The sequence below is a fragment of the Pseudomonas sp. LBUM1655 genome, assembly GCF_059716085.1.
In genome coordinates, this window is record NZ_CP166801.1 from 1465532 (window position 1) to 1491790 (window position 26259).

The window sequence follows — 26259 nt, forward strand, 5'->3', positions numbered from 1 at the left end:
TTCAGCGGTGGAGCAGGGCGGTTTAGCCCGCCACCAACACCCGAATCGCTTCCAGTCGCAGTGCCGCTTTATCCAGCAGCGCCAGACCCTGCTCACGCTGTTCACGCAAGGCAACTAGTTCGCTGTCACGAACGGTCGGGTTGACCGCTTGCAATGCGGTCAGGCGCGCCAGTTCTTCGTCGGTGTCGGCCGCCAGACGGCGACGGGCCTCGGCCACGCGCTCGGCGTGACGCGGGGCGATCTTGTCTTCACCGGCGTTGATCCGTGGCGTCAGTTGATCGCGCTGGGCCTGAATAAACTTGTTGGCGCTGGCGCGCGGCACGCTTTCCAGTTGATCGTTGAGGGTTTCGAACGAGACGCGGGCCGACAGGTCGTTGCCGTTGGCATCGAGCAGGCAGCGCAGGGCCGCCGGCGGCAGGTAACGGCCCAGTTGCAGCGAGCGCGGGGCAACCACTTCGCTGACGTAAAGCAGCTCCAGCAGCACGGTGCCCGGCTTCAGCGCCTTGTTCTTGATCAGCGCGACCGCGGTGTTGCCCATCGAACCGGACAGCACCAGATCCATGCCGCCCTGCACCATCGGGTGTTCCCAGGTGATGAACTGCATGTCTTCGCGCGACAGCGCCTGGTTGCGGTCGTAAGTGATGGTCACGCCTTCGTCATCGCCCAGCGGGAAGCTGGCGTCGAGCATTTTTTCGCTCGGCTTGAGGATCAGGGCGTTTTCCGAATGGTCTTCGCTGTCGATACCGAACGCGTCGAACAGGGTTTCCATGTAGATCGGCAGGGCGAACTGATCGTCTTGCTCCAGGATGTCCTCGACCAACTGATCGCCTTCACCCGAGCCGCCGGAGTTGAGTTCCAGCAGACGGTCGCGACCGGTGTGCAGCTCTTCTTCCAGACGCTCGCGCTCGGTGCGCGCTTCGTCGATCAGCGCTTGCCACTCGCTGTCGTCGGCTTCTTCAAGCAGCGGCAGCAGGCGCGGGCCGAACTGATGCTGCAAGGCGTTGCCGGTCGGGCAAGTGTTGAGGAAGGCGTTAAGCGCTTCGTGGTACCACTGGAACAGACGCTCTTGCGGGCTGGTTTCCAGGTATGGCACGTGCAGTTCGATGATGTGTTTCTGGCCGATCCGGTCGAGACGACCGATACGCTGCTCAAGCAGGTCCGGGTGCGACGGCAGATCGAACAGCACCAAGTGATGCGCGAACTGGAAGTTGCGACCTTCACTGCCGATTTCCGAGCAGATCAGTACTTGCGCGCCAAACTCTTCGTCGGCGAAGTAGGCGGCGGCGCGGTCACGCTCAAGGATGTTCATGCCTTCGTGGAACACCGTGGCCGGGATGCCGGAGCGCACGCGCAGGGCGTCTTCCAGGTCCATCGCGGTTTCGGCGTGGGCGCAGATCACCAGCACTTTGGTGCGTTTGAGCATTTTCAGCTGATCGATCAGCCACTCGACGCGCGGATCGAATTTCCACCAGCGCTCTTCTTCGCTGGCGTCCGGCTGGGCCTGGAAGCTGACTTCCGGGTACAGCTCGGCATGGTCGCCCAGCGGCAGTTCCAGATATTCGTCCGGGCATGGCAGCGGGTACGGATGCAGTTTGCGCTCCGGGAAACCCTGCACAGCGGCGCGGGTGTTACGGAACAGCACGCGGCCGGTACCGTGGCGGTCGAGCAGTTCACGCACGAGACGGGCGCTGGCTTCGGTGTCGCCATCGTTGACCGCGGTCAACAGGGCTTCGCCTTCGTTGCCGAGGAAACCGTGAATGGTCTTGTGTGCTTCAGGCGACAGGCGCCCTTTGTCCAGCAGCTCCTGAACGGCTTCGGCCACCGGGCGATAGTTTTCGCTCTCGGCGCGGAAGGCGGCCAGGTCATGGAAACGGTTTGGATCGAGCAGGCGCAGACGGGCGAAGTGGCTGTCCTGACCAAGTTGTTCCGGGGTGGCGGTGAGCAGCAGCACGCCCGGAATCACTTCGGCCAGTTGTTCGACCAGCGAATACTCGGGGCTGGCCTTTTCTTCGTGCCAGACCAAGTGGTGCGCTTCGTCGACTACCATCAAGTCCCAGCCAGCGGCGAACAATGCGTCCTGGGCCTTTTCGTCGTCGACCAGCCATTCCAGCGCAACCAGCGCGAGTTGAGTGTCTTCGAACGGGTTGGCGGCATCGCTCTCGATGAAGCGTTCTTCGTCGAACAGCGCGACCTGCAGATTGAAGCGGCGGCGCATTTCCACCAGCCACTGGTGCTGGAGGTTTTCCGGCACCAGGATCAGCACGCGATTGGCGCGGCCCGAGAGCAGTTGGCGATGGATGACCAGACCGGCTTCGATGGTTTTACCCAGACCCACTTCGTCCGCCAGCAAAACCCGCGGCGCGATACGGTCAGCGACTTCACGGGCAATGTGCAACTGGTGAGCGATCGGTTGCGCACGCACGCCACCCAGGCCCCAGAGCGAAGATTGCAACTGGCGGCTGGTGTGTTCGAGGGTGTTGTAGCGCAGGGAGAACCACGCCAGCGGGTCGATCTGACCGGCGAACAGACGGTCGCTGGCCAGACGGAACTGAATGAAGTTCGACAGCTGGGTTTCCGGCAGGGTGACGGCTTCGTTCTGCCCGTTGAGACCGTGATAGACCATCAGCCCGTCGACATCGTCGACTTGCTGCACGGTCATCTTCCAGCCTTCGAAGTGGGTAATGCTGTCACCCGGCGAGAACCGCACGCGGGTCAGGGGCGCATTCCGTAGCGCGTACTGGCGGGTTTCGCCAGTGGCCGGGTAAAGCACGGTCAACAAGCGGCCGTCCTGTGCCAGAACGGTGCCTAAACCAAGCTCTGCTTCGCTGTCACTGATCCAGCGTTGCCCCGGTTGATACTGCTGCGCCATGCTGCCTGACTCCCACCTTGAAAAAGCGGGCTATCTTAACGGAATGAGGCCCCGAGGCCAAAGGATTAGGAGCCGTGGCCTGCTTTTAACTGCAAAGGGAAGATTAGGTCATGCGTCGGATTTGCGCGGGAGCAGGGCACCAGTGAGTGCCAACCCGGTCACAAGTTTGCGACCGGCGGCTCAAGCCGTCCACGTCCAAGCCGATAGCCTGCTCACAGGAGACCCTTTATATGCTGCCACCGATGCTCCCCCTGAGCGCCGTGCCGATCACTTCCCAGCAGGATCCGATCCGCCAGCGGCCGGACATTCCTCCGGTGGTACCGGTGCAGGAAAGCTCCAACGAAAGCACGATCGATCTGCAAAAACGCGATCCTGAAGAGGACGGGCTGCTGCTGCGCGAAGAACAGCGTCGCCAGCAGGAGCGTGATCGTCGGCGCCGCGAAGCCGATGAAGACCCTGAGGAACACCTCGCCGTGCCGGGTACGGCACTCAATGCAGACAACACGGTGCCGGTGGTGCCGCTGATGGAAGATCAGCCGCGTCAGGGCTTGTGGGTCGATATCGAGATTTGAGGTGTGCCGACTGGTCAGCGCAGGCGCCAGGCTGCATTATTGGCGCAGTCCTGCCCATGTTGTGGCAGTTGTGATTTCCTCAAGTGATGCACCGAACGCCATGAGCCAAGACGACAAACTGATCGACCTCAGTACCGAACGCGCCAAGCGTGTGCATGACCTCAACGAGAAGCGTCTGAACGAAGTGCGCAATGCCTTCGAACAGGCCATGCCGTTGGGAAAAGCCAAGAAGAAGTCGAAAAACAAACCGAAAAAGCGTTGATCTCCCCTGCATCCGTTGATGCAGGTCAGTTATTTTCCCGCCTTTGTTTGCTGTGTTGACCGGACTTGATCCTGGTCAATTTCTGCGCCTGCGTGATTGGTTAACTTAGCTCCATCGCAGCAGAGCAGGGGCCAGGAGGCCACAGTCATGTTTTTCGATAACGTGGTGTTTGCCGGGGTTCTGACGGTTGGGCTCATGGTTCTGTTTTTTGCAGGGTTTGGATTTTTTATCTGGAAGGATGCGAATAAGCGCAAGAAGTAGTTCTTCTGGATTGATGGGCACGCAAGGCATTTTGGGCGACTTCGGTTGCCCTTTTTTTTGCCTGCGCGTTGGGGGTTTTGGGTGAATATCCGTTGCTGCGGTAACGGCCGCTTAGGGTTCCGCCCTTACGGCGGGTCACTTTGGCAAACGCCCCAAAGTAACCAAAGGTCTTTGCCCTGACGTTCGGCCCTCGCTGTGGCTCGGGTTCCTTCGCTCCGGGATTGATCCGGGCGCATCGCTTCCGGTTTGCTTCGCTGCACCTCCTTTCGATGTGTTTGGCTTCGCCAAACGGTCGCTGCGCTCCCACCCCCCGGATCAATCCCTCCACTCAGCCTTCCGACGGGCTCTGAGATCAAAAGCGGTACTCGAGCTAACGCTCATTGTGTTGAGTGGGGCGGCATGCGCCGCGTGTGGGGGGTATTCATATCCTTGTGGGATCGATGGCGGCCTGACAGCCGACCAAGCTCTGGTGGGTGTACTCATTCCTTGTGAGCTTCCGAAGCTGCGATTTTTTGATCTGTTTTGGCTTTGGCTTTGGCTTTGGCTCTTGATGTTGCTTTTGCTCTTTTGCCCCCATCGGCAGGCCGAGCGAAGGTGTTCATCAGGGGGGAGGCGCGCAGCGCCGTGCGGCGAAGCCGCATCCATCGAAAGGAGGTGCAGCGAAGCAAACCGGAAGCGATGCCCCCGGATGGACACCGTAGCGAGGGAACACTGAGCCTTAGCGAAGTGCCGTACGCCGGGGGCAAAGCCTTTTGCTTACTTTTCGGCGTTTGGAAAAGTGAGTCGCTGTAAGAGCGAAACCGCCAGCGGCAACACCCGCAGCAACGGATATGCCCCCAATCCCAATCCCAATCCCAAAATCCAAAAAAAAAAAGGCGCGATCCTCTCGAATCGCGCCTTTTTCATTTCCAGCTATCTATCAGCTACCCAGCGCCTTCGACGCCAGCCAGAACAACCCGGCCGACAGTGCCACGGTCGCCGGCAGGGTCAGTACCCAGGCCAGCAGGATGGTTTTCACCGTGCCGCCTTGCAGGCCGCTTTTGTTGGCGACCATGGTGCCGGCCACGCCCGAGGAGAGGACGTGGGTGGTGGACACCGGCAGGCTGAAGATGTTGGCCATGCCGATCAGGGTGGCGGTGGTGATCTGCGCCGACATGCCCTGGGAGTAGGTCATGCCTTGCTTGCCGATCTTCTCGCCGATGGTCAGTACCACGCGTTTCCAGCCAACCATGGTGCCCAGGCCCAAGGCCAGTGCAACCGCCAGAATCACCCAGAACGGCGCGTATTCGGTGGTGGTGGTCAGGTCTTTGCGCAGTTTGTCCAGGTCAGCCTTTTCACGGGGTTCCAGGCCAGGCAACTTGCCGACTTTCTTCGCGGTGTCGTCCAGGCACAGCAGATAGCGACGCACTTCAATGCGGCTTTCCGACGACAGCGAATGGTAGTCCGCTACACCTTTGAGGGTGTGGAGCAGGGCGGAGATGGTCGGTTCAGTCTGTTGCGGGTTGCAGCGGAATTTCTCCGGCAGATCGCCTTCTACGCTCTTGCCCAGGGCCAGGAACTCACCGAGGGAGTCGGCGTTGCGCTGGTAGAACTGGCTCAGATGCAGGGTCGCATCGCGGGTACGTTCGATCTGGTAGGTCGTGCTGTTCAGGTCGAGTACGAACTGCGCAGGGACGATACCGATCAGCACCAGCATGATCAGGCCGATACCTTTCTGACCATCGTTGGAGCCGTGCACGAAGCTGACGGCCATGGCCGAGATCACCAAGACGAGGCGGTTCCAGAACGGCGGGTGCTTCTTGTCGTCGATCTTGCGGCGCTGTTCCGGCGTCTTGTGCATCTTCGACAGCGGTCGCCACCATTTCAGGCCGATCAGTATCAGTGCGGCGATCAGGAAACCAGCCATCGGCGAGAACACCAGCGAGGCGCCGATGTCGATCGCTTTCTGCCAGTTCACGCCGTCGGCCAACGGTATGTCGTTGATCAGGGCGTTGGCCAGGCCAACCCCGAGGATCGAGCCGATCAGGGTATGGGAACTGGACGCCGGGATACCGAAGTACCAGGTGCCAAGGTTCCAGGCGATTGCCGCGGCGAGCAACGAGAACACCATCGCCAGGCCATGGCCGGTGTTCACATTGATCAGCAGCTCAACCGGCAGCAAGTGGACAATGGCATACGCCACGCCAACGCCACCCAGCAGCACGCCGAGGAAATTGAACACACCGGAGAAGAACACCGCCAGGTGAGGCGGCATGGCTTTGGTGTAGATAACAGTGGCTACCGCGTTAGCGGTGTCATGAAATCCATTGATGAACTCGAAGGCGAGGACAAACGTCAGGGCGAGCAAGAGGCTCACAAGCACCCAAGCATCCAGTCCGCTGAATAAATCGATCATGAAGGTTTTCTGACCCGGTCGTAAGGGGGCGCGATTATGCCAGAAAAGTCTCGAAATCGATGCCCTCCCTGCTCATCGGTAACATTCTTCTTCGATTTAATTTGTTGCAGCGCGTTAAAACCCAGTGTCACGCAGGGTTTTTCAACCTGTTGATTTTCAATGGAAAAGTATTCGGAAGCGCACCTTTTTCCGTGGAGATTGCGGGCTCAAACGCTTGTCTGAAATATCTTTGAAACCTTTATGTAGCTCCCCATTAGCGTTCATGACGGGGAGATAGCCGCTGCCCGCGGGTAGCGGGCGCGCATGGCATCGTCGATACACCGCGTTTGTAACGGTGCGCACGGCTGCCTTGGAAATGATCAAAACCCGTGGCTCATGGCTCTTCGGCTTTGAGTTCCTTTTCGATCTTTTCAATTTCTTGCTTGAAGACCTGATCCTGAACGGTGGGGCGTTTACGCCATGCCTTGCGTTCCGGTTCTGGCTGAGCGGCGTAGGTGGTGACTTCCCCGCCGTAAACTTCCTTGTAACGTTGTTCCTGGCGCTCAAGTTCCGCGCGCAGTTCGTCTTTCGTCACAGTGCTACCTGTTTGAGTTGAGTTAAATGTCTGGTGAAACGCACGGCAACAAATCGATTGAGCGGGTCCGTCGAGTGCCAATACCTGAACAGGCATTGATGTAGTCGGCAGGGCGATCAAGACTTCCATGTTGCAGGCGGGCTACGGCACCAGATTAAAACTGACGTAGCATCAGCTTCCTGTTTCAGCGAGCGCTGGCGTTGCATGAGTCATTTGCGTCAGGCGCTGGCCGGGCTGTCGGCGATGGACATCGCGTCAGCGGGTGGCGACCACGGCAAGTAAAGAACGGCGGTCCCACTGAGGTGCATTATAGCGGTCGATTCGGGAATGACTATCTTTGCCAAGTTAAAAAAGGTTCTGGATGTGTGATCGTTATGTTACTGACAACTTTTATCGGTAGTTGCCTCACGGGCAAACCGTTATTTGCCAAGCGATCTGTTTTTGGCGCCATTAAGTCGAACAACTAAAAACGCTGATTCAGTGTGCGTTCAAAGTTGCGCAAACCGCTCACGCGGCCGAACCTGCGCTGTGTGCTCGATTGCGATTATCGGTCGACGGTTCGATAATCGCCCAATGTTGTTGGCGTTGCTCTTGTGCATCTCCCTCTGAGCCGATTGTATAGCCCGTGATCCGAGCCGGATAAAGGACCTGAAATGAACGACCAAATGCGCAACTCCTTCACCTCCGTGGCGCCGCCGATCGTCGCTTCGCCGGCCAAACGGATCCAGGCGCTGACAGGCGATCCGGATTTCATGACCTCGCTGGCCCGTGGCCTGGCGGTGGTGCAGGCATTTCAGGAGCGCAAAAGGCATTTGACCATCGCCCAGATCAGCCACCGCACGGAAATTCCCCGCGCTGCGGTGCGCCGATGCCTGCACACCTTGATCAAACTCGGCTACGCCACCACCGATGGCCGCACGTATTCGCTGCTGCCGAAAGTACTGACCCTTGGCCATGCCTATTTATCCTCGACGCCGTTGGCCGTTTCCGCGCAGCCCTACCTCGACCGCATGAGTGAGCAACTGCACGAAGCTTGCAACATGGCCACGCTTGAGGGCGACGACATTCTCTATATCGCCCGATCGGCGACGACTCAGCGACTGATCTCCGTGGATCTCTCGGTGGGCGGACGTTTGCCGGCCTATTGCACGTCGATGGGGCGGATTCTGCTGGCCGCGCTGGACGACACGACGCTACGCGAATACCTCGATCACGCCGAACTGGTCGCCAAGACCAGCCGCACGATTCACACCCCCGACGCACTGCTCGAATGCCTGCAAGAAGTGCGGCAGCAGGGTTGGTGCATTGTCGATCAGGAACTGGAACAAGGCCTGCGCTCGATTGCCGTGCCGGTCTACGACGCCTCGGGGCAAGTGGTGGCCGCGCTCAACGTCAGCACCCACGCCGGCCGAGTCAGCCGCACCGAGCTGGAGCAGCGCTTTCTGCCGGGCCTGCTCAGTGCCAGCCGCGACCTCAGCGCGCAGTTGTTTGCCTGATGAAGCTGTTCGATAAACGCACAGTGTTGCGTTTATCGAATTGACGCTAAAACCCTCGGATCATTAATGTCGCGGCAGCGTCATCCGGCGCTGAGCGAAAGCGTCAGCCGGACTGCCGACTCCCATAATAATGACAAGAGGCAACTCCCCATGCGCACGTTCCCCGACTGTCGCCGCCCCAGTTCCTGTTGCCGGGTTCCCCGCAACGCCTGATTGCAACCTTCTATTCTTGTCACCGTGCCGCTCCTTGGCCGGTCGCCGTTCGACTGCGTTTTTTGCGTGGAATAAAAACAATGAACCAGCCTCAGTCCGCTGTAGGTAACTGCCTCGACGTGCAGTCCTTTATCAACGCCCAACCGATCTCGCGCTATCAGTGGCGGGTGGTGATCCTGTGTTTCCTGATTGTGTTTCTTGATGGCCTCGACACCGCAGCGATGGGCTTCATTGCCCCGGCGCTGTCGCAGGATTGGGGCATCGACCGCGCCAGCCTTGGCCCGGTGATGAGTGCCGCGCTGATCGGCATGGTCTTCGGCGCACTCGGTTCCGGGCCTCTGGCTGACCGCTTCGGGCGCAAAGTCGTACTGGTTGGCGCGGTTGTGCTGTTCGGCGCTTTCAGCCTGGCATCGGCGTACAGCACCAACGTCGAACAATTGCTGGTGCTGCGCTTTTTGACCGGCCTCGGTCTGGGCGCGGGGATGCCGAACGCGACGACGCTGCTGTCGGAATACACTCCGGAGCGCAAGAAGTCGCTTCTGGTGACCAGCATGTTCTGTGGTTTCAACCTTGGCATGGCCGGTGGCGGGTTCATTTCCGCCAAGTTGATCCCGGCGTTCGGCTGGCACAGCCTGTTGCTGATCGGCGGCATTTTGCCCTTGATCCTCGCCGTGGTGCTGCTGTTCTGGCTGCCGGAATCGGCGCGCTACCTTGTAGTCCGTAACCGTGGCACTGACAAAGTCCGCAAGACGCTGGCGCCGATTGATCCGGTGGTGGTCGCGCAGGCTTCGAGTTTCAGCGTCCCGGAACAGAAAACCGTCAAGGCGCGTAACGTGTTCGCAGTGATCTTTTCCGGCACCTACAGCGCCGGCACGCTGCTGTTGTGGCTGACGTACTTCATGGGCTTGGTGATTGTGTACCTGCTGACCAGTTGGCTGCCGACGCTGATGCGTGACAGCGGCGCGAGCATGGAGCAGGCCGCGTTTATCGGCGCATTGTTCCAGTTCGGCGGGGTATTGAGTGCGGTCGGTGTGGGATGGGCGATGGATCGCTTCAATCCGCACAAGGTCATCGGCATTTTCTATCTGCTGGCCGGGTTTTTTGCCTACGCGGTGGGGCAGAGTCTGGGCAACATCACATTGCTGGCGACCTTGGTGTTGGTGGCGGGGATGTGCGTGAACGGTGCGCAATCGGCGATGCCTTCGTTGGCGGCGCGGTTCTATCCGACGCAGGGCCGGGCAACCGGCGTCTCATGGATGCTGGGGATTGGCCGTTTCGGCGCGATTCTCGGCGCGTGGATGGGCGCGACGCTGCTGGGGTTGGGCTGGAATTTCGAGCAGGTGTTGACGGCGCTGGTGATTCCGGCAGCGTTGGCGACCACGGCGGTGGTGATCAAAGGCATGGTGAGTCATGCGGATGCGACTTGATATCGCGCTGTAGATTGAAAAGATCGCAGCCTGCGGCGGCTCCTGAATTGGAATACATACCCCTGTAGAGAGCTGCCGCAGGCTGCGATCTTTTGCAGACAACACACAAAGTTAGGCTGACAACAATCTGTTCGATAAACGAACACTGAGTCGATTATCGGATTGTTTGGCAAATTTCCCAGGCTTAATCTGCAGTGACTCCGGCGCTGAACCTCGCGCCTTTTTTATCACTGGCGATCCATTACAAAAACGGGAGCCCGCTCCATGGCTGAGATCCTTTCGCTGCACGACGCGGTGAAGCAATTCGTCAACGACGGCGACACCGTTGCGCTCGAAGGCTTCACTCACCTGATCCCTACGGCAGCGGGTCATGAAATCATTCGTCAGGGCAAGAAAGATCTGACTCTGGTGCGGATGACGCCTGACCTGATCTACGACCAACTGATCGGCGCCGGCTGTGCGCGCAAGCTGATCTTCTCTTGGGGTGGCAATCCGGGTGTGGGTTCGCTGCATCGTCTGCGCGATGCCGTCGAGAAACAATGGCCGCACCCGCTGGAAATCGAAGAACACAGCCACGCCGACCTGGCCAATGCCTACGTCGCCGGCGCTTCCGGCTTGCCGTTCGCTGTGCTGCGCGCCTACGCCGGCTCCGACCTGCCGAAGGTCAACCCGCTGATCAAATCCGTCACCTGCCCGTTCACCGGTGAAGTGCTGGCGGCGGTGCCGTCGGTGCGCCCGGACGTCACTGTGATCCACGCGCAGAAAGCCGACCGCCAAGGCAACGTGTTGCTGTGGGGCATTCTCGGCGTGCAGAAAGAAGCCGCACTGGCCGCCAAACGCTGCATCGTTACCGTCGAGGAAATCGTCGACAACCTCAACGCACCGATGAACGCCTGCGTGCTGCCAACCTGGGCCTTGAGCGCGGTCTGTCACGTCCCGGGTGGCGCGCATCCTTCCTACGCCCACGGTTACACCGAGCGTGACAATCGTTTCTATCAGGCGTGGGACCCGATTGCCCGCGACCGTGAGACGTTTACCGCGTGGATCAACGAATACATCCATGGCTGCGCTGATTTCAGCGAGTTCCAGGCCAAGTTGGCCGCTGCTTCGGAGGCCAAGTAATGACTTACACCACTAATGAAATGATGACCGTCGCCGCAGCCCGTCGCCTGAAGAACGGCTCGGTGTGCTTCGTTGGCATCGGCTTGCCGTCGAAAGCCGCCAACCTCGCGCGCCTGACTTCATCGCCGGACGTGGTGCTGATTTACGAATCCGGCCCGATTGGCGCCAAACCAAGCGTACTGCCGCTGTCCATCGGTGACGGCGAGTTGGCGGAAACCGCTGACACCGTCGTGCCGACCGGTGAGATTTTTCGCTATTGGTTGCAGGGCGGACGCATCGACGTCGGTTTTCTCGGCGCGGCGCAGGTCGACCGTTTCGGCAACATCAACACCACTGTGGTCGGCGACTACCATTCGCCGAAAGTGCGTCTGCCGGGAGCCGGCGGAGCGCCGGAGATTGCCGGCTCGGCGAAGAGTGTACTGATCATCCTTAAACAGTCGGCGCGCTCGTTTGTCGACAAGCTCGATTTCATCACCTCGGTCGGCCATGGCGAGGGCGGCGATTCGCGCAAGCGACTGGGCCTGCCGGGCGCCGGTCCGGTCGGCATCATCACCGACCTGTGCATCATGGAACCGGAGGAGGGCACTCACGAATTCGTGGTCACCGCACTGCACCCGGGCGTGACTCGCGAGCAAGTGGTTGCCGCCACCGGTTGGGCGATCCGCTTTGCCGACAACGTTGAACAAACCGCCGAGCCGACCGAGGTCGAGCTGACTGCGTTGCGTGATCTCGAAGCGCGCACCGCTGCGGCGCACGGTCAGGCACCGGGAGAAGCATGATGCGTGACGTTTATATCTGCGATGCGATTCGTACCCCCATCGGCCGTTTCGGCGGTGGTTTGTCCGCCGTTCGCGCCGACGATCTGGCCGCTGTGCCGATCAAGGCGCTGATGGAACGCAACCCGTCGGTGGACTGGAGTGCAATCGACGAGGTGTTCCTCGGCTGCGCCAACCAGGCTGGCGAAGACAACCGCAACGTCGCACGCATGGCGCTGCTGCTGGCAGGCCTGCCGGAAACCGTGCCCGGCGTGACCCTCAATCGCCTCTGCGCTTCGGGCATGGATGCGATCGGCACGGCGTTTCGCGCCATCGCCAGCGGCGAGATGGAGCTGGCGATTGCCGGCGGCGTCGAGTCGATGTCCCGCGCACCGTTCGTGATGGGCAAGGCTGATGCAGCGTTCTCACGCAATATGAAACTGGAAGACACCACCATCGGCTGGCGCTTCATCAACCCGTTGATGAAAGCCCAGTACGGCGTCGACGCGATGCCGCAGACCGCCGACAACGTCGCTGACGATTACGAAGTTTCCCGCGAGGATCAGGACGCTTTCGCCCTGCGCAGTCAGCAACGGACAGCCGCCGCGCAGGCCGCCGGCTACTTCGCTGAAGAAATCGTCGAAGTACGGATCGCCCACAAGAAGGGCGAAACGGTGGTCAGCCAGGATGAACACCCGCGCGCTGACACGACGATCGAAGCGCTGACCAAACTGAAACCGGTCAACGGCCCGGACAAGACTGTCACCGCCGGTAATGCCTCGGGCGTGAACGACGGCGCCGCCGCGCTGATTCTGGCCTCGGCCGAAGCCGTGAAAAAACACGGTTTGACCGCCCGCGCCAAAGTGCTGGGCATGGCCAGTGCCGGTGTCGCGCCACGGGTAATGGGCATCGGCCCGGTGCCAGCGGTGCGTAAACTGATCGAGCGTCTAGGTGTGGCGGTCAGCGATTTCGATGTGATCGAACTCAACGAAGCGTTTGCCAGCCAGGGTTTGGCGGTGCTGCGTGAACTGGGCTTGGCGGACGACGCCGCGCAGGTCAACCCGAATGGCGGCGCGATTGCCTTGGGTCACCCGTTGGGCATGAGCGGCGCGCGCCTGGTGCTGACGGCGCTGCATCAGCTGGAAAAGACCGGTGGCAAGAAAGGTCTGGCGACTATGTGCGTCGGTGTCGGCCAAGGACTTGCCTTGGCCATCGAACGCGTCTGACGCAAGCCGTGACGAATAAGAACAGAGGAAAGCGAAATGACTGACAAGCCTGGCTACCGTCGTCCGCAGGAAGGCACCCAGCCTGAGTACCTGCACCCGACGTATCAATCCACCAATTTGCGCTCGCCCTCCAAGCCGTTGGTGTTTCTGCCCCACTCGCTGTCGGAAATCACTGGCCCGACCATCGGCGCCGAGCGTGTGGGCGAAAAAGACAACGACCTGACCGCCCAGCATGACGGCGAACCACAGGGCGAGCGGATCATCATTCACGGCCGTGTGCTCGACGAAAACGGTCTGCCGGTGCCGGGGATTCTCGTAGAAATCTGGCAGGCCAACGCCGCCGGCCGCTACAACCACCCGCGCGACCTGCACGACGCGCCGCTGGACCCGAACTTCACCGGCACCGGTCGCACCGTGACCGACGCCGATGGCTGGTATCAGTTCCAGACCATCAAGCCCGGCGCCTATCCGTGGGGTAACCACCACAACGCCTGGCGCCCGGCGCACATCCATTTCTCGCTGTTCGGGCCGAGCATACTGACCCGCTTGGTGACGCAGATGTATTTCCCCGGCGACCCGTTGCTGGCCTACGACCCGATCTACAACTGCGTACCGGATACGTCCGCCAAGGAACGCCTGATCGCTGCTTTCGATCTGGAAAAAACCATTCCGTCCTACGCCCTCGGTTACCGTTGGGACATCGTGCTGCGCGGCCGTGATGCCACGCCGATGGAGAAATAAGATGACCCTGAATGCGACCACGTCCCACACCGTCGGGCCTTACTACCACATCGGTCTGACCTGGCTGAACCTTGAAAACCTCGCCAATGAACTGACCCTCGGCGAGCGTGTGGCGATCACCGGACAAGTCGTCGATGGCAACGGCGATGTGGTTAATGACGCCATGCTCGAAGTCTGGCAAGCCAACGCCGCCGGCAAATACGACCATCCGGAAGACGAGCAGGACAAACCGTTGGACCCGCACTTCGAAGGTTTTGGTCGGGTGCCGGTGGATGCCGAAGGGCGTTTTCGGTTCACCACGATCAAGCCAGGCACGGTCGAGGGTTTGAAGGGCTCGACCCAGGCGCCGCATCTGGTGGTGTTGGTGTTTGCTCGCGGGTTGGTGAAGCACTTGTTGACGCGGATCTATTTTGACGGCGAGCCGGCGAACGTGAATGACTCGCTGCTGGAATGTGTGCCGGCCGAGCGCCGCACGACGTTGCTGGCAAAGCCCGATGCGTCGGGTGTGTACCAGTGGAATGTGATTCTGCAGGGCACAGATGCCGAGACGGTGTTCTTCGATTATTGAAAGAACACCGCTATTCCAGTGGAGTGAGTTTTGTGGTGAGGGGATTTATCCCCGACCGAGTGCGCAGCACTCGCAAAACCCCAGAGCGCGGTAAATCTATTGCACCGTGATCGCCGGTCTTGGGGCTGCTTCGCAGCCCATCGGGGATAAATCGCCTCGCCACAAAGCCCGCTTTCATAGGCGTGGCCTGTGTTACCGAGCCAATGTGGAACGGGACTGTTGCAAAGTGTGTCTAGACTCTCACTGTCCCTATCGAGTGAAAAACAATGACAACCACCACAGCCCATTACACCGGCGAAGAGCGTAGCAAGCGCATCTTCGCCATTGTCGGCGCCTCGTCCGGCAACCTCGTCGAATGGTTCGACTTCTACGTCTACGCCTTCTGCGCGATCTATTTTGCCCCGGCGTTTTTCCCTTCCGACAACCCGACGGTACAACTGGTCAACACCGCCGGTGTATTCGCTGCCGGGTTTCTGATGCGACCTATTGGTGGCTGGATCTTCGGGCGCGTGGCGGATAAGCACGGGCGCAAGAACTCGATGCTGATCTCGATTCTGATGATGTGCTTCGGCTCATTGCTGATCGCCTGTCTGCCGACCTACAAGGACATCGGCGTCTGGGCGCCGGTGCTGTTGCTGTTCGCACGTCTGCTGCAAGGTTTGTCGGTGGGTGGCGAATACGGCACCACCGCGACTTACATGAGTGAAGTTGCGCTCAAGGGCCAGCGCGGGTTCTTTGCCTCGTTCCAGTACGTGACGTTGATTGGCGGGCAATTGCTGGCGGTGTCCTTGGTGGTGGTGCTTCAGCAGTTCCTCACCGAAGATGACCTGCGCGCCTACGGCTGGCGGATTCCGTTCGTGGTCGGTGCGGTGGCGGCGTTGATTTCGCTGTTCCTGCGTCGTTCGCTGAAAGAAACCACCAGCAAGGAAATGCGCGAGAACAAGGACGCCGGCAGCATCCGTGCGCTGTTTCGCGATCACAAAGCCGCGTTTATCACTGTGCTGGGTTACACCGCCGGTGGCTCGCTGATTTTCTACACCTTCACCACGTACATGCAGAAATATCTGGTGAACACTGCCGGCATGCACGCCAAGACCGCCAGCTACATCATGACCGGCGCGCTGTTCTTGTATATGTGCATGCAACCGCTGTTCGGCATGCTCGCCGACAAGATCGGCCGACGTAGCTCGATGCTCTGGTTCGGCGCGCTGGGTACGCTGTTCACCGTGCCGATCCTGCTCAGCCTGAAGGGCGTCAGCAGTCCGTTTCTGGCTTTTGTACTGATCACCATTGCGCTGGCCATTGTCAGTTTCTACACCTCGATCAGCGGCCTGGTGAAAGCCGAAATGTTTCCGCCGGAAGTCCGCGCCCTTGGCGTGGGTCTGGCGTATGCGGTGGCCAACGCGATCTTCGGTGGGTCGGCGGAATTCGTTGCTCTGAGTCTGAAGGCCGGCGGCATGGAAAACGCCTTTTACTGGTACGTCACGCTGATGATGGCGGTGGCACTCCTGTTCAGTCTGCGTCTGCCGAAACAGGCGAAATATTTGCACCACGATCTCTAAACCGATGCGCGCGGGCCGCCATGGCCCGCGCCGGCAAGGACTGTTTATGACTCAGCGACCGGGCAATCAATTGTTTGATGCCTACTTCACTGCCCGCGATATGCGCGAGGTGTTCTGCGATCAGGGCCGCGTCCAGGCAATGCTCGACTTCGAAGCAGCGCTGGCCCGGGCCGAGGCTCGGGTCGGACTTATTCCAGTGTCCGCTGTTGCGCCGATAACCAACGCGTGCAGCGCTGAGCTGTACGACTTCGCGGCGCTGGGCGAGGCAATTGCCACAGCCGGTAATTCGGCCATTCCGCTGGTCAAGGCGCTGGGCAAGCAGATTGCTGCCACCGATGCCGAGGCCGAGCGTTATGTGCATTTGGGCGCAACCAGTCAGGATGTGATGGATTCCGGGCTGGTTCTGCAATTGCGTCAGGCGCTGGGTTTGATCGAAGGGGAATTGGCGCAACTCGCCGATTCACTCGCCGCTCAAGCGCAGCGTCATGCGGCTACGCCGCTGGCCGGGCGCACCTGGTTGCAACACGCGACACCGGTGACCCTAGGCATGAAAATCGCCGGATGGCTGGGGGCTGTGACTCGCAGCCGTCAGCGTCTGCGCGAACTCAAGCCGCGTCTGCTGGTGCTGCAATTCGGCGGCGCATCGGGCACCCTCGCGGCGCTGGGCGAGCAGGCATTGCCGATCGCTCAGGCCTTGGCTGAGGAACTGCAACTGACCCTGCCGGAACAGCCATGGCACACCCAGCGTGATCGCATCGTCGAGTTTGGCGCGGCGCTTGGTTTGATCGCCGGGAGCCTCGGTAAGCTCGGTCGCGACATCAGTTTGTTGATGCAGACCGAAGCGGCGGAAGTCTTCGAACCGTCGGCACCGGGCAAGGGCGGTTCCTCGACCATGCCGCACAAACGTAATCCGGTGGGCGCGGCGGTCTTGATCGGCGCGGCGACGCGCATGCCGGGGCTGGTGTCGACATTGTTCAGTGCCATGCCACAAGAGCACGAACGCAGCCTCGGCTTGTGGCATGCCGAATGGGAAACCCTGCCGGAAATCTGCTGCCTCGTTTCGGGATCGCTGCAACAGGCGCGATTATTGGCCGACGGTTTGGAAGTCGACGCCGCACGCATGGCGCGCAATCTCGAATTGACCCAAGGGTTGGTGCTGGCCGAAGCAGTGAGCATCGTCCTCGCGCAACGGGTCGGCCGCGACACCGCGCATCACCTGCTCGAACAATGCTGCAAACGTGCGGTGGCCGAACAGCGTCACTTGCGTGTCGTGCTCGGTGACGAGCCGAAAGTCACCGCCGAACTGAGCGCCGCTGAACTGGATCATCTTTTGAACCCCGCCCATTACCTCGGCCAGGCGCAAGTCTGGGTCGAGCGAGCGGTGGCCGAACACAACGCGTTGACTGTCTGAAGGAGAGGGCTGTGGCTTTCGTTCAACTCGCCGATGGCGAACTGCACTATCAATTGGAAGGCCCGGTCGATGCGCCGGTGCTGGTGCTGTCCAACTCGCTGGGCACCGATCTGCACATGTGGGACGCGCAAGTGCCGGCGTTTACCGAACACTTTCGCGTGCTGCGTTTCGACACCCGTGGCCACGGCCAATCGCTGGTGACGCCGGGGCCTTACAGCATCGAGCAATTGGGCCATGACGTGCTTGGCTTGCTGGATGCGCTGCACATCGAGCGCGCGCATTTTTGCGGATTGTCGATGGGCGGCTTGATCGGCCAGTGGCTGGGGATCAATGCCGGCGAGCGTCTGAACAAGCTGATTGTGTGCAACACCGCAGCGAAAATCGGCGATCCATCGGTGTGGAACCCGCGCATCGAAACCGTGCTGCGCGACGGCGCGGCAGCCATGGTTGCCCTGCGTGACGCATCGATTGCGCGTTGGTTTACGCCGGATTTTTCGCAGGCCCATCCGGCCGCGGCCAAGCAGATTACCGACATGCTCGCGGCCACTCATCCTGATGGCTACGCGGCCAATTGCGCGGCGGTACGTGATGCCGATTTCCGCGAGCAGTTGTCTTCGATCAATGTGCCGTTGCTTGTGATCGCCGGTACTGAAGATGCAGTGACACCGCCGTCCGGCGGGCATTTCATTCAGGAGCATGTGCGCGGCGCCGAGTATGCCGAGTTCTATGCGGCGCATTTGTCCAACGTGCAAGCCGGTGCTGATTTCAGTGATCGCGTGTTGGCGTTTTTGCAGGCTAAGTGAGGAAGTTTTTGTGGACGAGAAACAACGTTACGACGATGGCATGCAGGTACGCCGAGCGGTGTTGGGCGATGCCCATGTCGATCGCAGCCTGACCACGCTGACCGAGTTCAACTCGGAATTCCAGGAGATGATCACCCGTCACGCCTGGGGCGATATCTGGACACGTCCGGGCTTGCCTCGGCATACCCGCAGCCTGATCACCATCGCCATGCTGATCGGCATGAACCGCGAGGGCGAGCTGAAACTGCACCTGCGCGCAGCGGCCAACAACGGCGTGAGCCGTGGCGAGATCAAGGAAGTGATCATGCAGAGCGCGATCTATTGCGGGATCCCGGCGGCGAATGCGACGTTCCATCTGGCCGAATCGGTGTGGGATGAGTTGGGGGTTGAATCCCGGGAGTGATAGTGCCTGAGCTGACGCCATCGCTGGCAAGCCAGACAATGGCTATTCTGCGTATATCAACTTTCCCTGTAGGAGCTGCCGCAGGCTGCGATCTTTTGATTTTTTTTTAAGATCAAGATCAAAAGATCGCAGCCTGCGGCAGCTCCTTGTATCTCGACTATCGCTCCGTCAGGAGCGATAGTTCTCGACTGATCATCGAGGGAGGGACTTGGAAGCCGTGCAGCTCCTTAGGCTTTTTGCCTGTGATGTAGATCGTGCTCCAGCCCTCCACACTCACTCGTATAGTTCGAACGGTATCTTGGGCCCGTCTCTGGCGAGAGCCCGCATTCGCAAGGTTGGACAGAGTGCAGTGATGATCGAAAACGGATTAATGGAGAAACGGTCATGTCCAATTTCGTCGGCGTCGATGTCGCTAAAAATACCTTTGATATTGCCACTCACCTGCCAAACGGCAAGCACAAAACCAAGGCCAAACTGGCTAACGACTCAAAAGGTTTCAAAGAGTTTGACGCCTGGCTGAACAAGCAGGTCGAGCCTACAGCTCTGATCGTGATGGAAGCCACCAGCGTTTATCACCTGGAACTTGCCGAGTTCGTCTACAACAAGGGTTACCGGGTCTGCGTCGTCAATCCGGCTACGACCCACGCTTACGCCGACAGCGAGCTGCGCCGGATCAAAACCGACAAAAGCGACGCCAAATTGATCGCTGACTTTGCTCGGGAAAAGGCTGAAAAGCTTCAGCTTTGGGCTCCAGAGCCGCTGAAATATCGTCAGCTAAAGGCGATGGTACGTCGCTTGGATGACCTTCAGGAAATGGAGCAAATGGAGCTCAATCGCCTGGATGTATCCGACGAAAAGGTCAAAGACTCGATCAACTCTGTGCTGCGTCACATCGAGAAAGAGATCGTTGAAACTCACAAATCAATCAAAAAACACATCGACGATGATCCAGACATGCGCCAAATGCGCGACTTGATCGTGACCATCGACGGTATCGGCCAGAAAACCCTTGAGCGGCTGCTGGCCGAGTTGGGCGACCTGCGTAAATATGACGACCCTCGCAAGCTGGTCGCTGCCGCCGGGTTGAACCCAAAGCTGCAGGACTCGGGAAAATTCAAAGGCAGAACAGTGATTTCGAGGATCGGATCGGCTCGCGTTCGGGCGGGTCTATACATGCCTGGGTTGGTTGCACTGAAGCACAACAAGGCAATCATCGCCATGAAGGACCGCTTGAAGGCCAACGGCAAGGCCCCCAAGCAAATCATCTGTGCAGCGATGCGCAAACTCCTACATTTTGTCTACGCCGTTCTTAAATCGGGCCAGCCATTTGACCCGAAAATTGCCCTTGCCCGATGAGGGGCAAGACGGTATCTACAGAGGACTTGGGTTTACAGCAAGCTGATCGGATAGCTGACGATCAAGCGGTTCTCATCGAACTCGTTGTTGCTGAAATCGCGGCGCATGGTCGAGTTGCGCCATTTGACGTTCAAGTCCTTGAGCGCGCCGCTTTGCACGGTGTAGCCCAGTTCCGATTCGCGTCCCCATTCCTTGCCGTCGGTGATGGTCCCGGTGTGCACTTTGTCGCCGCTGATGTAGCGGTTCATCAGGGTCAGTCCGGGAATGCCGAGGGCGACAAAGTTGTAGTCGTGACGCACCTGCCATGAGCGTTCCTGCGCATTGTCGTAACTGGCGTTGTAGCTGTCGTTGGCCAGGGTGCCACCGCTGGTGCCGTTGACCCGCATCCACGCGCTGTCGCCGGTGAGTTTCTGCAGGCCGACGTAGAAGGTGTTGCCGCCGTATCGGGCCGAGAACATTCCCGACCAGGTTTTGTTGTCCAGATCACCGGCGCGGGCGCTGCCGTCATCCTTGCCGTAGAAAAAGCCGAGGTTGGCGCCTAGCGTCCAGTCGCCGAGTGGCTGGCTGTGGATCAGGTTGACGTACTGCTGGCTGTAAATGTCCTTGAGTTCGGCGTTCCACAGACCGATCTGGGTGCGCTTTTCGTTGAACACATATTCGCCGCCCTGAAAGTTGAAGCGATCGGAGGTAAACGCGGCTTTGCCGGTCATCGACATGTCGCTCATGCTGCTGTCGTCGCGCGGGCTGTTGGCGCGGAACTGGCCACCGTAAAGGGTCAGGCCGTCGAGTTCCTTCGAGGTGATCTGGCCGCCACGAAAGGTTTGCGGCAGCGAGCGACCGTCGTCCGAACGCAGGATCGGCAGTACCGGCATCCACTCGCCGACCTTCAATTCGGTCTGCGACAGCTTGGCCTTGAACGCAACGTTGGTACGGCCGAAATTGTCTGCCGGGCGGCCATCGTGATCCAGCGGCAGCAACTGGGTGCCGCCGGTGCCTTTGCCGCCATCGAGCTTCACCGAATACAGGCCAAGCACGTCCATGCCGAAACCAACGGTGCCTTGGGTGAAGCCGGATTTTGCGTCGAGGATGAAGCTCTGCGTCCACTCTTCAGCCTTGCCCTGGGCCTTGGTCGGGTTGGTGAAGTTGCGGTTGATGTAGAAGTTGCGCAGGTTCAGATTGACCTTGGCGCCCTCGACAAACCCGGCTTCTTCGGCCGCGGCGGGCAGGGCGACGCCGGCCAGTGCAAGCGCGATCAGGCTGGGTAATGCGTACGGCGCAGTGGGATGTGTCATTGCAGAGTCTCTTTTTGTTTTTTTGAGTCGAACGGGATCCGTTGCCGCCGCTTTCGGGGGCAAACATGAAGTTGCAGATTCGGGGATAAAGCGGCGGCGATCAGCCGGACAGGGCAGGGCGCGGGGGCATGGTGTCGAACCTGTTGTTATTGGTTTTGTGAAGCGAATGGTGCGGGGCGCGGAGGCGGGGTTTCAATCGGGGAAAGCGGGTTTTGGGCGATTATCGAACGCAAGATTGAGCCGGGTTTTGTGGTGACGCGAAGGGGGCAGCCCAAGCAACATCACTTTCTGGTAGACAACAAAAAGCCCACCAAAAGGTGGGCTCCTTGTGTTCACCCGATAATCAGAACAACTTCATCTTCGGTGCTTCTTCTTTCAGCGGTTCGTTCTGCGCGGTTTGCGCATTCCAGCCACCCCCCAGGGCCTTGTACAGGTTGACCGCACTGGTCAGCTGCGCGAGGCGGTCGGTGATCAGCGCTTGTTGGGCGCTGAACAGCTGACGCTGGGCATCGAGGAAGGTCAGGTTGCTGTCGACGCCGATACGATAGCGACGTTCGGCCAGGCGGTAGTAATCCTGGTTGGCCTGCACAAAGTCGCGCTGTGCCTGCAACTGCTCGGTGTAGGTCTGGCGCGCGGCCAGGCCGTCGGCGACTTCCTGGAAGCCGGTTTGAATCGCCTTCTCGTAGTTCGCCACGCCGATGTCCTTCTGGATCTTGGCGTAGTCGAGGCTGGCGCGCAGGCTGCCGGCGTTGAAGATCGGCAGGTTGATCTGCGGCTGGAACAGCCACGTCCCCGAACCACCCTTGAACAGGCCGGACAGGTCCGGGCTCAGGCTACCCGCGTTGGCGGTCAGGCTGATGCTCGGGAAGAACGCTGCACGGGCTGCGCCGATGTTGGCGTTGGCGGCCTTCAGGTTGTACTCGGCTTGCAGGATGTCCGGACGACGTTGCAGCAGATCCGATGGCAGGCCGGCCGGAACGTCGCTGAGCAGGTCGTCAGACAGCGGTTTGGCCGCTTGCAGATTGGCCGGGATACCGGTGCCGAGCAGCAAGGTCAGGCTGTTTTCATCCTGAGCCACCTGACGGGTATAACGCGCCAGTTGAGCACGAGCGTTTTCAACCGAGGTACGCGACTGCGCCAGATCCAGTGCCGACGCGACACCGACTTCATTGCTGCGGCTGGTCAGCTTGTAGCTTTCTTCGAAGGCACCGAGGGTGTCCTGAGTCAGCTTGAACAGTTCTTTGTCCGCTTGCCAGGTCAAGTAGGCATTGGCGACGCTGGCAACCAGACTGATCTGGGTGCTGCGGCGTGCTTCTTCAGTGGCGAAGTATTGTTGCAGCGCTTGTTCGCTCAGGCTGCGAACCCGACCGAACAGATCGAGTTCGTAGGCACTGATGCCGACAGTGGCGGAGTAGGAGCTGGTGATGCCCGCTTCACCGGTCTGCGAGGCACGCGCCGGCACCCGCTGACGGCTGCCGCTGGCATTGGCTGAAACTGCCGGGAACAGGTCGGCGCGCTGGATGCGGTATTGAGCCGCGTAGGCGTCGATGTTCAGTGCCGCGACGCGCAGGTCGCGGTTGTTTTCCAGCGAAACCTGGATCAGCTGTTGCAGGGCAGGGTCATGGAAAAACTGCTTCCAGCCCTGCTCGGCAGCGGCCTGCGCCGGTGCCTGGGCCGGCGAGTACGCCGGCCCTTGCGGGTACTGGCCTGCGACCGGAGCCTCGGGCTGCTGATAATCAGGTATCAGCGAGCAACCGCTCAGCACGAAGGCGGCGACTGCGATGGAGAGTAGCGACTTGCTCATTGGCCAGCCTCTTTAGGAGTTTCTTTGGTGTCATCCTGGTCGGCGTTTTTGCGCTGGCCTATGGACGACACAGTGACGAAGAACAGTGGGACCCAGAAGATCGCCAGGATCGTGGCCGTGAGCATACCGCCAATTACGCCAGTACCGATCGCATGTTGACTGCCTGAGCCGGCGCCCGTGGAGATCGCCAACGGTACAACACCGAGTACGAAGGCCAGCGACGTCATGATGATCGGTCGCAGACGCATGCGGCACGCTTCAATCGCCGCATCGCGCAGACTGCGCCCTTGCTCGTGCAGCTCTTTGGCGAATTCGACGATCAGAATGGCGTTTTTAGCCGCAAGACCGATGGTCGTCAACAGGCCCACCTGGAAGTACACGTCGTTGGACAGACCGCGCAGGCTGGTGGCCATCAGCGCACCGATGATCCCCAACGGCACCACGAGCATGACCGCGATCGGAATCGACCAGCTTTCATACAGCGCCGCCAGACACAGGAACACCATCAGCAGCGACAGGGCGTACAGCGCAGGCGCTTGCGAGCCGGACAGACGTTCCTCATAGGACAGACCCGTCCAGGAGATACCGACACCGGCCGGCAACTTCTTGGCAATCGCTTCGACTTCGGCCATCGCATCACCGGTGGAATAACCCGGTGCCGGAGAACCGAGCACCTCCATCGCTTCCACGCCGTTATATCGGGCCAGTTTCGGCGAACCGTAGATCCACTCGCCCTTGGCGAAAGCGGAGAACGGCACCATGGTCCCGGCGCTGTTGCGCACGTACCATTTCTTCAGGTCTTCAGGGCTCATGCGAGCACCGGCCTGACCTTGCACGTAAACCTTCTTCACCCGACCACGGTCGATGAAGTCGTTGACGTAGCTACTACCGAAGGAGATCGACAGGGTGCTGTTGATGTCGGAGAGGCTCAAGCCAAGGGCCTGGGCTTTCTCGTCGTCGATTTCCAGATGGTATTGCGGTTCGTCGTTCAGGCCGTTCGGACGCACCTGGTAGAGCACCTTGCTCTGTGCCGCCAGGCCGAGGAACTGGTTACGCGCTTCCATCAGTTTTTCGTGACCGATACCGGCACGGTCTTGCAGGAACACGTCGAAACCGGTGGCGTTACCCAACTCCAGTACCGCAGGCGGGGCGAAAGCAAACACCATCGCGTCGCGGAAGCTGAAGAAGTGTTGCTGGGCACGCTGTGCGAGTGCGAACACGCTGTTGTTTGCGTCACGCTCTCCCCAAGGCTTGAGCATGATGAACGCCAGACCGGAACTCTGACCACGACCGGCAAAGTTGAAGCCGTTCACGGTGAACACCGAGGACACCGCATCCGCTTCTTTATCCAGCAGGTAGGTACGCATCTCGTCGATCACGACTTGAGTACGTTCGGCACTGGAGCCGGCCGGGGTTTGTACCTGAGCGAACAGTACGCCCTGGTCTTCTTCCGGCAAGAACGCGGTTGGGATGCGGGTGAACAGCCAGATCATGCCGACGACGATCAGCAAGTACGCCAGCAGGTACGGGGCCTTGCGCTGCAGCATATTGCCGACACCGCGCTCATAACTTCTGACGCCACGGTCGAAATTGCGGTTGAACCAGCCGAAGAAGCCTTTTTTCGGCGTACCGTGCTCACCTTTCGCAATGGGCTTGAGCATGGTGGCGCACAGCGCCGGGGTGAAAATCAGTGCAACCAGTACCGACAGGGCCATGGCCGAGACGATGGTGATCGAGAACTGCTTGTAGATCACACCGGTGGAACCGCTGAAGAACGCCATCGGCAACAGTACCGCCGACAGAACCAGGGCGATACCGACCAGTGCGCCCTGGATCTGGCCCATGGACTTCTTGGTCGCTTCCTTCGGTGACAGGCCTTCTTCGGCCATCACCCGCTCGACGTTTTCCACCACAACAATGGCGTCGTCCACCAGCAAGCCGATGGCCAGCACCATACCGAACATGGTCAGGGTGTTGATGCTGAAGCCTGCGGCGGCAAGGATGCCGAACGTACCCAGCAATACCACCGGCACGGTCATCGTGGTGATGACAGTGGCGCGGAAGTTCTGCAGGAACAGGAACATCACCAGGAACACCAGCACGATCGCTTCGACCAGGGTTTCAATCACACCCTTGATCGATTCGGTCACCACTGGAGTTGTGTCATACGGGAACACCACTTCCATGCCTTGCGGGAAGAACGGCTTGAGATCGTCAATCGTCTTGCGCAGCGCTTTGGCGGTGTCGAGGGCGTTGGCGCCGTTGGCCAGTTTTACCGCCAGACCGGAAGCCGGACTGCCGTTGAACTGAGCAGAAATGCTGGAGTTTTCACCACCCAGGCCCACGTCAGCGACATCGCCGACACGTACTTGCGAACCGTCCTGGTTGACCTTCAGCAGGATCGCCTTGAACTGCTCGGCCGTTTGCAGACGGGTCTTGCCGATGATGGTGGCGTTCAGTTGCTGGCCAGGCAGCGCTGGCAAACCGCCGAGTTGACCGGAGGAAACTTGAACGTTCTGCGCCGAGATCGCGGTGCTCACGTCAGACGGGGTCAGGTTGTACTTGTTCAACTTGGCCGGGTCGAGCCAGATGCGCATCGCGTACTGGGCACCGAAGACCTGGAAGTCACCGACACCGGCAGTCCGCGAGATCGGATCCTGCATGTTCGACACGATGTAGTTGGACAGGTCGTCCTTGTTCATGCTGCCGTCACGCGACACCACGCCGATCACCAGAAGGAAGTTTTTCACTGCCTTGGTCACGCGGATACCTTGTTGCTGCACTTCCTGCGGCAACAGCGGGGTGGCCAGGTTCAGCTTGTTCTGAACCTGCACCTGCGCGGTGTCGGAGTTGGTGCCTTGCTCGAAGGTCGCGGTGATGGTCATGCTGCCGTCGGAGTTACTTTCCGACGACACATAACGCAGGTTGTCGATACCGTTGAGCTGCTGCTCGATCACCTGAACCACGGTGTCCTGCACGGTTTGCGCCGAAGCGCCCGGGTAGGTCACGGAGATCGCAATGGCCGGTGGCGCAATGCTCGGGTATTGGTTGATCGGCAACTTGAGGATCGATAGAGCCCCGACCAGCATGATCACCAGGGCTATTACCCAGGCGAAAATCGGACGGTCGATAAAAAATTTCGACATG

Annotated in this window: 21 protein-coding genes; 15 read left to right on the forward strand and 6 right to left on the reverse strand. The window is 59.8% G+C overall.

Features of this window, described 5'->3' with window-relative positions; genetic code table 11:
• Positions 1-22 precede the first annotated feature (22 nt).
• On the reverse strand, positions 23-2869 hold the full coding sequence (gene rapA / locus ACA074_RS06505) for an RNA polymerase-associated protein RapA (RefSeq protein WP_187679438.1): 2847 nt from the start codon (positions 2867-2869) through the stop codon (positions 23-25).
• Between the two features lie 230 nt (positions 2870-3099).
• Here rapA and ACA074_RS06510 point away from each other — a divergent pair, with 230 nt between their 5' ends.
• The 3 genes from ACA074_RS06510 to ccoM all read left to right on the forward strand — a co-directional run bounded on the left by ACA074_RS06510 (position 3100) and on the right by ccoM (position 3964).
• Complete coding sequence (locus ACA074_RS06510) at positions 3100-3441, forward strand: aspartate-semialdehyde dehydrogenase (RefSeq protein ID WP_187679437.1); 342 nt, start codon at positions 3100-3102, stop codon at positions 3439-3441.
• Between the two features lie 100 nt (positions 3442-3541).
• The gene (locus tag ACA074_RS06515) at positions 3542-3703 is read left to right on the forward strand and encodes a hypothetical protein (RefSeq protein ID WP_187679436.1); all 162 of its coding nucleotides are present in this window, start codon (positions 3542-3544) and stop codon (positions 3701-3703) included.
• Positions 3704-3850: 147 nt separating this feature from the next.
• Positions 3851-3964, forward strand: a complete 114-nt coding sequence (gene ccoM, locus ACA074_RS06520; protein ID WP_003222396.1) for a cytochrome c oxidase subunit CcoM — start codon at positions 3851-3853, stop codon at positions 3962-3964.
• Between the two features lie 919 nt (positions 3965-4883).
• Here ccoM and ACA074_RS06525 read toward each other — a convergent pair.
• On the reverse strand, positions 4884-6359 hold the full coding sequence (locus tag ACA074_RS06525) for an inorganic phosphate transporter (protein ID WP_187679435.1): 1476 nt from the start codon (positions 6357-6359) through the stop codon (positions 4884-4886).
• A 373-nt stretch (positions 6360-6732) separates the two neighbouring features.
• On the reverse strand, positions 6733-6933 hold the full coding sequence (locus ACA074_RS06530) for a hypothetical protein (protein ID WP_008080067.1): 201 nt from the start codon (positions 6931-6933) through the stop codon (positions 6733-6735).
• A gap of 653 nt (positions 6934-7586) precedes the next feature.
• Between ACA074_RS06530 and pcaR the strand changes: the two genes are divergently transcribed.
• The 12 genes from pcaR (at position 7587) to ACA074_RS06590 (ending at position 20016) form a co-directional block, all read left to right on the forward strand.
• On the forward strand, positions 7587-8429 hold the full coding sequence (gene pcaR / locus ACA074_RS06535; RefSeq protein WP_187679434.1) for a pca regulon transcriptional regulator PcaR: 843 nt from the start codon (positions 7587-7589) through the stop codon (positions 8427-8429).
• Between the two features lie 293 nt (positions 8430-8722).
• Entirely contained in the window at positions 8723-10069 is a 1347-nt protein-coding gene (gene pcaK, locus ACA074_RS06540) for a 4-hydroxybenzoate transporter PcaK (RefSeq protein ID WP_401266176.1), read from the forward strand.
• 264 nt (positions 10070-10333) lie between these two features.
• The gene (locus ACA074_RS06545) at positions 10334-11191 is read left to right on the forward strand and encodes a CoA transferase subunit A (RefSeq protein ID WP_103307044.1); all 858 of its coding nucleotides are present in this window, start codon (positions 10334-10336) and stop codon (positions 11189-11191) included.
• Entirely contained in the window at positions 11191-11970 is a 780-nt protein-coding gene (locus tag ACA074_RS06550; RefSeq protein ID WP_187679432.1) for a CoA-transferase subunit beta, read from the forward strand. The genes ACA074_RS06545 and ACA074_RS06550 overlap by 1 nt, the downstream gene beginning before the upstream one ends.
• The gene (gene pcaF / locus ACA074_RS06555; RefSeq protein ID WP_187679431.1) at positions 11967-13172 is read left to right on the forward strand and encodes a 3-oxoadipyl-CoA thiolase; all 1206 of its coding nucleotides are present in this window, start codon (positions 11967-11969) and stop codon (positions 13170-13172) included. Before ACA074_RS06550 ends, pcaF begins: the two co-directional genes overlap by 4 nt.
• A 36-nt stretch (positions 13173-13208) precedes the next feature.
• Positions 13209-13913, forward strand: coding sequence for a protocatechuate 3,4-dioxygenase subunit beta (pcaH, locus tag ACA074_RS06560; protein ID WP_497678645.1), 705 nt, complete (start codon positions 13209-13211; stop codon positions 13911-13913).
• A gap of 1 nt (position 13914) precedes the next feature.
• Positions 13915-14481 (forward strand): protocatechuate 3,4-dioxygenase subunit alpha, encoded by a 567-nt coding sequence (gene pcaG, locus ACA074_RS06565; RefSeq protein WP_497678646.1) that lies wholly within the window; start codon positions 13915-13917, stop codon positions 14479-14481.
• Positions 14482-14747: 266 nt separating this feature from the next.
• Complete coding sequence (locus ACA074_RS06570) at positions 14748-16043, forward strand: MFS family transporter (RefSeq protein WP_489878371.1); 1296 nt, start codon at positions 14748-14750, stop codon at positions 16041-16043.
• A 46-nt stretch (positions 16044-16089) separates the two neighbouring features.
• Complete coding sequence (locus tag ACA074_RS06575; protein ID WP_497678647.1) at positions 16090-17454, forward strand: 3-carboxy-cis,cis-muconate cycloisomerase; 1365 nt, start codon at positions 16090-16092, stop codon at positions 17452-17454.
• Between the two features lie 11 nt (positions 17455-17465).
• Positions 17466-18257, forward strand: a complete 792-nt coding sequence (gene pcaD / locus ACA074_RS06580) for a 3-oxoadipate enol-lactonase (protein ID WP_497678648.1) — start codon at positions 17466-17468, stop codon at positions 18255-18257.
• Positions 18258-18267: 10 nt separating this feature from the next.
• Positions 18268-18660: a 4-carboxymuconolactone decarboxylase gene (gene pcaC / locus ACA074_RS06585; protein WP_025110738.1), complete on the forward strand. Its 393-nt coding sequence runs from the start codon at positions 18268-18270 to the stop codon at positions 18658-18660.
• Positions 18661-19044: 384 nt separating this feature from the next.
• On the forward strand, positions 19045-20016 hold the full coding sequence (locus ACA074_RS06590) for an IS110 family RNA-guided transposase (protein ID WP_497657778.1): 972 nt from the start codon (positions 19045-19047) through the stop codon (positions 20014-20016).
• Between the two features lie 32 nt (positions 20017-20048).
• On the opposite strand, the gene ACA074_RS06595 is transcribed toward ACA074_RS06590, so the two are convergent.
• The 3 genes from ACA074_RS06595 to emhB all read right to left on the reverse strand — a co-directional run bounded on the left by ACA074_RS06595 (position 20049) and on the right by emhB (position 26258).
• A complete protein-coding gene (locus tag ACA074_RS06595; protein WP_497678649.1) occupies positions 20049-21308 on the reverse strand; it encodes an OprD family porin in 1260 nt (419 codons plus the stop codon).
• Positions 21309-21651: 343 nt separating this feature from the next.
• A complete protein-coding gene (emhC, locus tag ACA074_RS06600; protein ID WP_497678650.1) occupies positions 21652-23112 on the reverse strand; it encodes an efflux RND transporter outer membrane subunit EmhC in 1461 nt (486 codons plus the stop codon).
• Positions 23109-26258 carry an efflux RND transporter permease subunit EmhB gene (emhB, locus tag ACA074_RS06605; protein WP_497678651.1) on the reverse strand — a complete coding sequence of 1050 codons (3150 nt, stop codon included), beginning with the start codon at positions 26256-26258 and terminating at the stop codon, positions 23109-23111. Before emhB ends, emhC begins: the two co-directional genes overlap by 4 nt.
• Between the last annotated feature and the right edge of the window lies 1 nt (position 26259).